Origin of the sequence: Nocardioides sp., from assembly GCF_025965415.1 — a bacterium.
In the GTDB taxonomy this organism is placed as follows: Bacteria; Actinomycetota; Actinomycetes; order Propionibacteriales; family Nocardioidaceae; genus Nocardioides.
In genome coordinates this window covers 1-9,023 of record NZ_JAOPWY010000184.1, presented here as the reverse complement: position 1 = coordinate 9,023, position 9,023 = coordinate 1, and the positions used below count along the sequence as shown (strand labels likewise).

The 9,023-nt window shown below is 71.4% G+C and carries 8 protein-coding genes; 3 read left to right on the top strand and 5 right to left on the bottom strand.

Annotated features, from left to right (window positions below):
- Window positions 1–183: 183 nt before the first annotated feature.
- Window positions 184–1,632 (top strand): glycine hydroxymethyltransferase, encoded by a 1,449-nt coding sequence (locus tag JWN97_RS19100; RefSeq protein WP_297626604.1) that lies wholly within the window; start codon window positions 184–186, stop codon window positions 1,630–1,632.
- Window positions 1,633–1,635: 3 nt separating this feature from the next.
- On the opposite strand, the gene JWN97_RS19095 is transcribed toward JWN97_RS19100, so the two are convergent.
- The 3 genes from JWN97_RS19095 to JWN97_RS19085 form a co-directional block, all read right to left on the bottom strand.
- The gene (locus JWN97_RS19095) at window positions 1,636–2,298 is read right to left on the bottom strand and encodes a hypothetical protein (RefSeq protein WP_297626597.1); all 663 of its coding nucleotides are present in this window, start codon (window positions 2,296–2,298) and stop codon (window positions 1,636–1,638) included.
- Between the two features lie 61 nt (window positions 2,299–2,359).
- Entirely contained in the window at window positions 2,360–3,055 is a 696-nt protein-coding gene (locus JWN97_RS19090) for a response regulator (RefSeq protein WP_297626584.1), read from the bottom strand.
- The gene (locus tag JWN97_RS19085) at window positions 3,052–4,674 is read right to left on the bottom strand and encodes a sensor histidine kinase (RefSeq protein ID WP_297626576.1); all 1,623 of its coding nucleotides are present in this window, start codon (window positions 4,672–4,674) and stop codon (window positions 3,052–3,054) included. Before JWN97_RS19085 ends, JWN97_RS19090 begins: the two co-directional genes overlap by 4 nt.
- Before the next feature lie 154 nt (window positions 4,675–4,828).
- Here JWN97_RS19085 and JWN97_RS19080 point away from each other — a divergent pair, with 154 nt between their 5' ends.
- A complete protein-coding gene (locus JWN97_RS19080) occupies window positions 4,829–6,184 on the top strand; it encodes a cation:dicarboxylase symporter family transporter (protein ID WP_297626573.1) in 1,356 nt (451 codons plus the stop codon).
- An 84-nt stretch (window positions 6,185–6,268) separates the two neighbouring features.
- On the opposite strand, the gene JWN97_RS19075 is transcribed toward JWN97_RS19080, so the two are convergent.
- Window positions 6,269–7,147: a DUF559 domain-containing protein gene (locus JWN97_RS19075; RefSeq protein WP_297626570.1), complete on the bottom strand. Its 879-nt coding sequence runs from the start codon at window positions 7,145–7,147 to the stop codon at window positions 6,269–6,271.
- A 152-nt stretch (window positions 7,148–7,299) separates the two neighbouring features.
- A complete protein-coding gene (glgA, locus tag JWN97_RS19070; protein ID WP_297626568.1) occupies window positions 7,300–8,487 on the bottom strand; it encodes a glycogen synthase in 1,188 nt (395 codons plus the stop codon).
- A 61-nt stretch (window positions 8,488–8,548) separates the two neighbouring features.
- On the opposite strand from glgA, the gene JWN97_RS19065 reads away from it, so the two are divergent.
- Window positions 8,549–9,023, top strand: a 475-nt coding sequence (locus JWN97_RS19065; RefSeq protein WP_297626566.1) for a sugar phosphate nucleotidyltransferase, incomplete at its 3' end; no start/stop codon positions are given.

Here is a 9,023-nt window from a genome sequence, read left to right as displayed (position 1 = left end):
GAGTCATGTCAAGGAGTCTCAACTCTCGGACAGTCTGTCCACAAGGTGAAATCTCATGATGAGAGACGCACTGCCACATAGTGAGACGGTGCGGCCCGAATCAGGCGGGAACGGCGGCCTCCGTGCGTCGTACGTCACAACCGAGGTGACACCACCGGCGACCGCGGGCCCTAGGCTGGCGACATGACGGATGCCACCCTGTCCCAGCTCACCTCCGGCGCCTACGAGCAGGCGTTGAAAGTCATCGAGTCGGTGGAGCCGCGGATCGCGGCTGCCACTCGCCAGGAGCTGCTGGACCAGCGGGGCTCGCTCAAGCTGATCGCCTCGGAGAACTACGCCTCGCCGGCCGTGCTGCTGACGATGGGCACCTGGTTCAGTGACAAGTACGCCGAGGGCACGGTCGGGCACCGCTTCTACGCCGCCTGCCAGAACGTCGACACGGTCGAGTCGCTCGCCGCCGAGCATGCCCGGGAGCTGTTCGGGGCGCCCTACGCCTATGTGCAGCCCCACTCGGGGATCGACGCCAACCTGGTCGCCTTCTGGTCGATCCTGGCCAACCGGGTCGAGACCCCGACCCTGAAGCGGCTCGACGCGAAGAACGTCAACGAGCTGGCCGAGGCGGACTGGGAGGCGCTGCGTCACGAGTTCGGCAACCAGCGACTGCTGGGGATGTCGCTCGACGCAGGCGGCCACCTCACCCACGGCTTCCGTCCCAACATCAGCGGCAAGATGTTCCACCAGCAGCAGTACGGCACCGACCCGGAGACCGGCCTGCTCGACTACGACGCCGTCGCCGCCAAGGCCCGGGAGTTCAAGCCGCTCGTGCTGGTGGCCGGCTACTCGGCCTACCCCCGCCGCGTGAACTTCGCCAAGATGCGCGAGATCGCCGACGAGGTCGGTGCCGTGCTGATGGTCGACATGGCGCACTTCGCCGGGCTGGTGGCGGGCAAGGTCTTCACCGGCGAGGAGGACCCGGTGCCCTACGCCCACATCACCACCACCACGACCCACAAGTCGCTGCGCGGCCCGCGCGGCGGCATGGTGCTGGCCCAGGAGGAGTTCGCCGCCGACGTCGACCGCGGCTGCCCGATGGTGCTCGGCGGCCCGCTCTCGCACGTGATGGCCGCCAAGGCCGTCGCCTTCGCCGAGGCCCGCACGACCGAGTTCCAGGACTACTCGCAGAAGGTGGCCGACAACGCCAAGTCGCTGGCCGAGGGGTTCCTCACTCGCGGCGCCGAGCTGGTCACCGGCGGCACCGACAACCACATCGTCCTGCTGGACGTCTCGTCCTACGGCCTCACCGGCCGCCAGGCCGAGTCGGCGCTGCTCGACGCGGGCGTGGTCACCAACCGCAACTCGGTCCCGTCCGACCCCAACGGCGCGTGGTACACCTCCGGCATCCGGCTCGGCACCCCCGCCCTCACCACGCGAGGCTTCGGCCACGACGAGTTCGACACGGTCGCCGAGCTCATCGTCGACGTGCTCAGCAACACCGAGGCGGGCACGACCAAGGCCGGTGGCCCCAGCAAGGCGTCGTACGTCCTGGGCGACGGAGTCGCCGACCGCGTCACGAAGCGGTCGGGCGAGATGCTCGACAAGCACCCGCTCTACCCCGGGCTCGTGCTGGGCTGAGGGTCAGGCCCGGCTCGCCGGCGTGGGGAAGCGGACCCACCGGGCATCGGTGTTGACGGCGAAGGTGCGCCGTCCGTGCACGAACCACGCACCGAGGTGCGCGACGGCCGCGACGACCGCGATCCCTGATGCCGCCCAGGCGCCCAGCGGCCATGCGGCGAAGGCGACGATGCCACCGACGACGATGGTGTTGACCACGACCACGAACATGGCCGTGCTGGCGAGCACGTGGTTGACGTCGCGCGTGGGACCCATCGTGTAGGTGTGCTGGACCGCGCGCGGGTCGTCGTGCAGCCCGGTGATGAAGTAGGGCGCCAGGGTCGGGTCGATCTCGACGTAGGCCGCGCGCAGCCGGTTCATCCCCAGGACGAAGAAGTAGTCCTCCTGGCTGGCGTTGGCGACCCGGAAGCTCGTCAGCGTCCCGGTGACCAGGACGACCAGCCCCAGCGAGATCGCCAGCGTCCGGAACGTCTGGGAGTAGCCCAGCCCCTGCACGGCGAGGGCGAGGAACACCAGCGATGCCGAGGCGAAGGTGAGCTGCGCCGAGATCCGTCCCATCACCTCGTTCCACGTCTGGCTGCGCACGGCGAGCAGGCCCCAGTGCTCCGTGGCGAGGATCTGCGCCCGCACGGCCGGCGGGACGGGCTCGGGGACGGGCTGGGCCATGTCGCCTCCTCGACGCAGCGCGATGGTCCACGGTAGACCGCATCGACCGGTTCGGCAGCCCTCAGTCGTGGCCGGCGCCGACCCAGACGTAGCCCACCTCGGGGCGCCCGGCGCCGCCGTAGCGGGGCGCGCGGGTGACGCGACCCTCGTCGGCGAGGTGCTCGAGGTAGCGACGCGCGGTGACCCGTGAGACACCGATCGCCGCAGCCGCCTCGGTCGCGGAGAGCCCCTCGGGCCGTCGGCGCAGTGCCTCGACCACGGACCGCAGCGAGTCCAGGGCCATCCCCTTGGGCAGGGCCTCGCCGGTGGGCCGGGCGCGGAGCGCGCCGAAGAGCTGGTCGACGTCGTCCTGCACCACGTCGGTCGGTGCGCGCTCGAGGCGCGAGCGGAACTCGGCGTACTGCTCGAGCTTGCCGCGGAAGGCCGCGAACGTGAACGGCTTGAGGAGGTAGAGCACCACGCCCTGGGAGACGGCCCGACGCACCACGTCGGTGTCGCGCGCGGACGTCACCGCGATCACGTCCAGCGGCCGACCCTCGGCGCGCAGGCGTTGCAGCAGGCCCAGGCCGTGGCCGTCCGGCAGGTGCATGTCGAGCAGGACCAGGTCGACACCCGGGTCGCGGTCGAGCAGCCGGACGGCCTCGCCAGCCGAGCGCGCCACGCCGGCCAGCTCGAATCCGGGCACGCGTCCGACGTACGTCGCGTGCGCCTCTGCGGCGACCTCCTCGTCCTCGACGACGAGCACGCGGACGCTCATGCCTGACCGCTGTTCGTGGGGACCGCCACCCGGCGGCGTACGCCGACCACGAACCGCGCGCCGCCGAGCGGGGAGTCGGTGACGTCGAGGGTGCCGCCGTGCTGGGACACCACCTGCGCGACGATCGCCAGGCCGAGCCCGCGACCCTCCTGGGCCTTGCTCGACCACCCGCGCTCGAGCACGTGCGCACGGTCGTCGGTCGCGATCCCCGGACCCGAGTCGTCGACGCCGACGGTGAGGCTGTCGAGGTCGCCCGCCAGCTCGACGCGCACCCGCTGGGGCGTGGTGGCGCGGGTGAGCGCCACGGCGTCGAAGGCGTTGTCCACGAGGTTGCCGACCAGCGTGACGAGGTCGCGCGGGTCGACCGGGAGCTCGACCGGGAGGCCGCCCACGATCTCCAGCTCGATGCCGCGCTCCGCCGCCTGTGCGGTCTTGCCGAGGAGCAGCGCCGCGAGGACCGGCTCCTCGATCGCCGACACGAGCTCGTCGGCGAGCCCCTGGGCGACCTCGAGCTCGGCGGTGGCGAACTCCACGGCCTGCTCGACGCGACCCATCTCCACCAGGGAGACGATCGTGTGGAGCCGGTTGGCGGCCTCGTGGTTCTGCGCCCGCAACGACTCGGTCAGCCCGCGCACCAGGTCCAGCTCACCTGTGACCGCCTGCAGCTCCGTGCGGTCGCGGACCGTGAGCACCGCACCGACCTCGGCGTCACGCCAGTAGGCCGGCGCCGAGCTGAAGACGAGCACCTGCTGGCCCAGCACGTAGGTCTGGTCGGCCATCGCGGTGCGGTGCTCGACGGCCGCCACCAGCCCCGGCGGCAGGCCCAGGTCGGCGAGCGAGCGACCCTCGGCGTCGGCGGGCAGGGCGAGCAGGCGGACGGCCTCCTCGTTGACGAGCTGGACGCGCAGGTCGTCGTCGACCAGCAGGAGCCCCTCGCGCACGGCCCCGAGGACGGCCCGGTAGTACTCGTACATCCGGGTGATCTCCCGCTCGCCGAGACCGTGCGTCTGGCGGCGCAGTCGCCGAGCGATCAGCCACGCGCCGGCGAGGCCGACGCCCAGCGCGCCGAGGCCGGCGACCAGGATCCCGGGCAGGTCCCCGCGGAGCTGCTCGTCGACGCGCGTGAGGGTGATCCCCACCGAGACCAGGGCGACCACCTCGTCGCCGTCGGCGGACCGGACGGGCACGACCGAGCGGATCGAGCGGCCGAGCGTGCCGGCGTACTCCTGCGTGAACACCCGGCCCTCGGGGGCGCCGCCGAGGTCGCCGACGAACTTCTTGCCGATGAGGGACACCGTCGGGTGCGTGAAGCGGCGGCGGTCGAGGTCCATGATCACCACGAAGTCGACCGACGTGTCGGCCCGGACAGCCTCGGCGAAGGGCTGCAGCGTGGCGGTCGGGTCAGGGGTGGCCAGCGACTGCCGAACGGTGGGGGAGTCGGCGACCGAGAGGGCCACCGACACTGCCTCGTCACGGGCGGAGGCGCGCGTGTCACGGCGGGCGTCGAGGGCCGCCAGCCCCGTCGCGACGACCACCAGGACCAGGACGACCAGCACCTGGAGCAACAGGATCTGCCGGGCGACCGGGCTCTCCCGGCGGGCACCCGCGGCGGTGGGCATGGGCGCATTGTGCCCTAGGGAGGTGGTGGGGCCGGTCCACGTTCTGCTTGCGTGAACTCAACGAACACAAGGGTGACCGGTGTCACATCGCCGCACAGGATGTGGCACGGGGCACAGGCCCGCACCTCACCAGCAGCACGAAGTCGGAGGCACCATGAGCGACACCACGCAGGACACGACGGTCACGAGGGACCGCACCCACTACCTCTACATCGCGGTCATCATCGCGGTGGTCCTCGGCGCGATCACGGGCCTCGTCTTCCCGGACTTCGCCGTCGGGCTCAAGTGGATCGGGACGACCTTCGTCGCGCTGATCAAGATGATGATCCAGCCGGTCATCTTCTGCACCCTCGTCATCGGCGTCGGCTCCGTGCGCAGCGCGGCCAGCGTCGGCAAGGTGGGCGGCCTCGCGCTGGCGTACTTCCTGACGATGTCGACCGTGGCCCTGGCCATCGGCATGGTCGTGGGCAACCTGCTCGACCCGGGTGAGGGGCTCAACCTCTCCGACGACGTCGCGGGAGTGGGGAAGGAGCAGGCCAAGGAGGCCGCTGGCTCCACCCAGGACTTCATCCTCGGCATCGTGCCCGACTCGCTGCTGTCCTCGCTGACGTCGGGCGAGGTGCTCCAGACCTTGCTGGTGGCGCTCCTCGTCGGCTTCGCGCTGCAGGCGATGGGCCGCTCCGGCCAGCCGATCCTCATCGGCATCGGTCACCTCCAGCGCCTGGTCTTCCGGGTGCTCGCGATGATCATGTGGGCCGCCCCCGTCGGCGCGTTCGCCGCCATCGCGGCTGTCGTCGGCGAGACCGGCGTCGATGCGATCCGGAGCCTGCTGACGATCATGGTCGCGTTCTACATCACCTGTGCGCTCTTCGTGTTCCTCGTGCTCGGGACGATCCTCAAGGTCGTGACCGGCGTGAACATCTTCAGCCTCTTCAAGTACCTCGGCCGCGAGTTCCTGCTGATCGTCTCGACGTCCTCCTCCGAGTCGGCGCTGCCGCGACTGATCGCGAAGATGAACCACGCCGGTGTCGAGAAGACCACGGTGGGCGTCGTCGTCCCGACGGGCTACTCCTTCAACCTCGACGGCACCGCGATCTACCTGACGATGGCGTCGATCTTCATCGCCGACGCGCTCGACAAGCCGCTGAGCATCGGCGAGCAGGTCTCGCTGCTGCTCTTCATGATCATCGCGTCGAAGGGTGCGGCCGGTGTCACTGGCGCGGGCCTGGCCACTCTCGCCGGAGGCCTGTCGTCGCACCGTCCCGAGCTGCTCGACGGCGTGGGCCTCATCGTCGGCATCGACCGCTTCATGTCCGAGGCCCGTGCGGTGACGAACTTCGCCGGCAACTCGGTCGCGACCATCCTGGTCGGCCAGTGGACCGGCACCCTCGACCATGCCCAGCTCGACCGGGTGCTGTCCGGTGAGGACAGGTTCGACGAGGCCACGATGGTCGACGACCACGAGTCGGCGCCGTACGAGCAGGAGCCGGCGACCGCCTCCTCCCGCTGACGCGACGCTGCGCGCCCCGGACCGCGATGGTCCGGGGCGTGCCGTCGTGCGGACCGACCGGGCTTGCGGACGTGCCTCACGCGCTCACGCGCCGAGCCCGCCCCTGCGTTGGGTCCGCTCGACGGTGGACGCGAGCACCCGACGCACCCAGTCCTGGTCGTGCATGACGTCCTCGTAGGCGAAACGGAGCACGGTCCAGCCGTTGGCGACGAGCAGGTCGTAGCGGCGCGCGTCGCGCCTCAGGGCGGCCCGGTCGCCGTGCCACTCGAACGAGTCGGCCTCCAGCACGATGCGCAGCCGCAGGTCCACGAGGTCGGGACGTGCGGCCAGGCCGAGCGTGCCGCGGATCTCCACCTGTGGTGCCACCTCGAGGCCGGGGATGTCGACCGCGACCGCACGCAGCACCGACTCGAACGGATTGGCCGCTCGCCCGTCGGCGAGCGCCGCCACGCGTCGCAGGCGTGCCGAGCCCGGTCCCTTGGCGGCGGCGGCCAGGTCGAGCAGCTGCCCGTGCGGGAAGCCGTCGCGCAGGGCGGAGTCGGCGATCGCGAGCGCCTCGTCGAGCGGGAGCAGCCGACCGCACATCTCGAGGGTCTTTCCCGCCGTCGTGGCCAGACCCTCCACGTCGTCCTCGCCGAGGTCGGTCCAGACCGGGTACATCGACGCCCGGAGCGACGCCGCGATGCGCCGGTCCTTCGGCACGGCGACCTGAGGCAGCGCTGGTACGACCTTCACCTTCCATCCGTGGGCCAGTGCGGCCGAGGCGAGGCACACGTGACCGGTGACCTTGAGAGCGAGCTCCGTGCCTTCGTGCACGCCGGGTACGGCGTACCGACCCCGGTTGACCCGGACGAGGAGGCCTGACGCGACGGCGTCATCGAGGTCCCTGCGTGAGGTGAGCCGGACCAGCATGCTCCTGGTCGCCACGCCTCCGAGCAGCGGCATGCGGGTCGCGATGTCCACGGCTCCCAGCATGGTCGTGCCGACCGCCGCGGGCGCGCGTTCTCCACAGGCGGTCGTACGGACCGATCGCCTGACGGACGATGCCGCTCGAGCGAGCGCACCCGATGATGAGGGCCGTTCGGTCCGTACGACGGCGAGGCGAGCCGCTCAGGTCAGGTCAGCGAGCGGTAGAGCTCCAGGGTCCGCGCGGCGATCGCGTCCCAGCTGAACGCCTCCTCGGCCCGGCGACGCCCGGCGACGCCGTAGGCCTGTGCCCGCTCGGGGTCGCTGACCGCGTCGGTGAGGGCGGCGCCGAGGTCGGCGACGTACTTCTCGGGGTCGAGGGGGGTGCCGGTGCCGTCGGTGGCCTGGTCGATCGGGACGAGCCACCCGGTCTCGCCGTGCACGACGACCTCGGGGATGCCGCCGGTGGCGGTGGCGACCACGGCGGTCTCGCAGGCCATCGCCTCGAGGTTGACGATGCCCAGCGGCTCGTAGATCGACGGGCACGCGAAGACGGTGGCCGCGGTCAGCAGCGCGACGACGTCGGGACGCGGCAGCATCTCGGCGATCCACACGACGCCCGATCGGGTGGCGGCGAGCTCCTCGACGAGCCCGCGCACCTCGGCCTCGATCTCCGGGGTGTCCGGCGCTCCCGCGCACAGCACGAGCTGCACCTCGGGAGGCAGGGCGGCGGCAGCGCGGAGGAAGAGCGGCAGGCCCTTCTGCCGGGTGATCCGGCCGACGAAGATCACGCTCGGCCGGTCGGGGTCGACGCCGAGCTCGCGGACCCGGTCGGGGTCGGGAACCGGCGACCACTGCGTGGTGTCGATGCCGTTGTGCACCACGTGCACCCGCGCCGGGTCGACGGCGGGATAGCTGCGCAGCACGTCGTCGCGCATCGCCGCGCTGACCGCGATGATCCCCGCCGCACCCTCGTACGCCGTCCGCTCCGCCCAGCTGGACAGGGCGTAGCCGCCGCCGAGCTGCTCGGCCTTCCACGGCCGCATCGGCTCGAGGGAGTGGGCGCTCACGACGTGGGGGATGCCGTGCATCAGGCTCGCGAGGTGCCCGGCCATGTTGGCGTACCAGGTGTGGGAGTGGACCAGGTCGGCGCCGGCGCAGTCGTCGACCATGGCGAGGTCGACGCCGAGGGTGCGGATCGCGGCGTTGGCGCCGGCGAGCGACTCCGGCTCGGCGTACGCCGTCGTGCCGGGCTCGGACCGCGGGGCACCGAAGCAGCGCACGCGCGCGTCGACGTCGGGAAGCACGCGCAGCGCGCGAACCAGCTCCGCGACGTGCACGCCGGCACCGCCGTAGACCTCCGGTGGGTACTCCTTGCTGACGACATCGATGCGCATGCCGAAAACCTAGCCCTCGCGGGTGGTCGACCGCGCCCCTCCGGACGGCTAGTTTCATCGCATGGCCATCACGCCCCCGCGCAAGAAGGTCCTCGCAGTCGTCCTCGCCGGCGGAGAGGGCAAGCGGCTCATGCCGCTGACGGCCGACCGGGCCAAACCGGCGGTCCCGTTCGGAGGCATCTACCGCCTCATCGACTTCGCGCTGTCCAACGTCGTGAACTCGGGCTACCTCCAGGTCGTCGTGCTGACGCAGTACAAGTCGCACAGCCTCGACCGCCACGTCACCACGACCTGGCGGATGTCCAACCTGCTGGGCAACTACGTCACCCCGGTGCCGGCGCAGCAGCGGCTCGGGCCCCAGTGGTTCAAGGGGTCGGCCGACGCGATCCACCAGAGCCTCAACCTCGTGTACGACGACCAGCCCGACCACGTGGTGGTGTTCGGCGCCGACCACGTCTACCGGATGGACCCCCGGCAGATGGTCGAGCAGCACATCGCCAGCGGCGCGGAGGTGACCGTCGCCGGCATCCGGGTCC

Bases quoted from the DNA above. Each gene is read 5' to 3' on its own strand.
- JWN97_RS19100 (WP_297626604.1), top strand. From the start codon at position 184: ATGACGGATGCCACCCTGTCCCAGCTCACCTCCGGCGCCTACGAGCAG.
- JWN97_RS19095 (WP_297626597.1), bottom strand. From the start codon at position 2,298: ATGGCCCAGCCCGTCCCCGAGCCCGTCCCGCCGGCCGTGCGGGCGCAG.
- JWN97_RS19090 (WP_297626584.1), bottom strand. From the start codon at position 3,055: ATGAGCGTCCGCGTGCTCGTCGTCGAGGACGAGGAGGTCGCCGCAGAG.
- JWN97_RS19085 (WP_297626576.1), bottom strand. From the start codon at position 4,674: ATGCCCACCGCCGCGGGTGCCCGCCGGGAGAGCCCGGTCGCCCGGCAG.
- JWN97_RS19080 (WP_297626573.1), top strand. From the start codon at position 4,829: ATGAGCGACACCACGCAGGACACGACGGTCACGAGGGACCGCACCCAC.
- glgA (WP_297626568.1), bottom strand. From the start codon at position 8,487: ATGCGCATCGATGTCGTCAGCAAGGAGTACCCACCGGAGGTCTACGGC.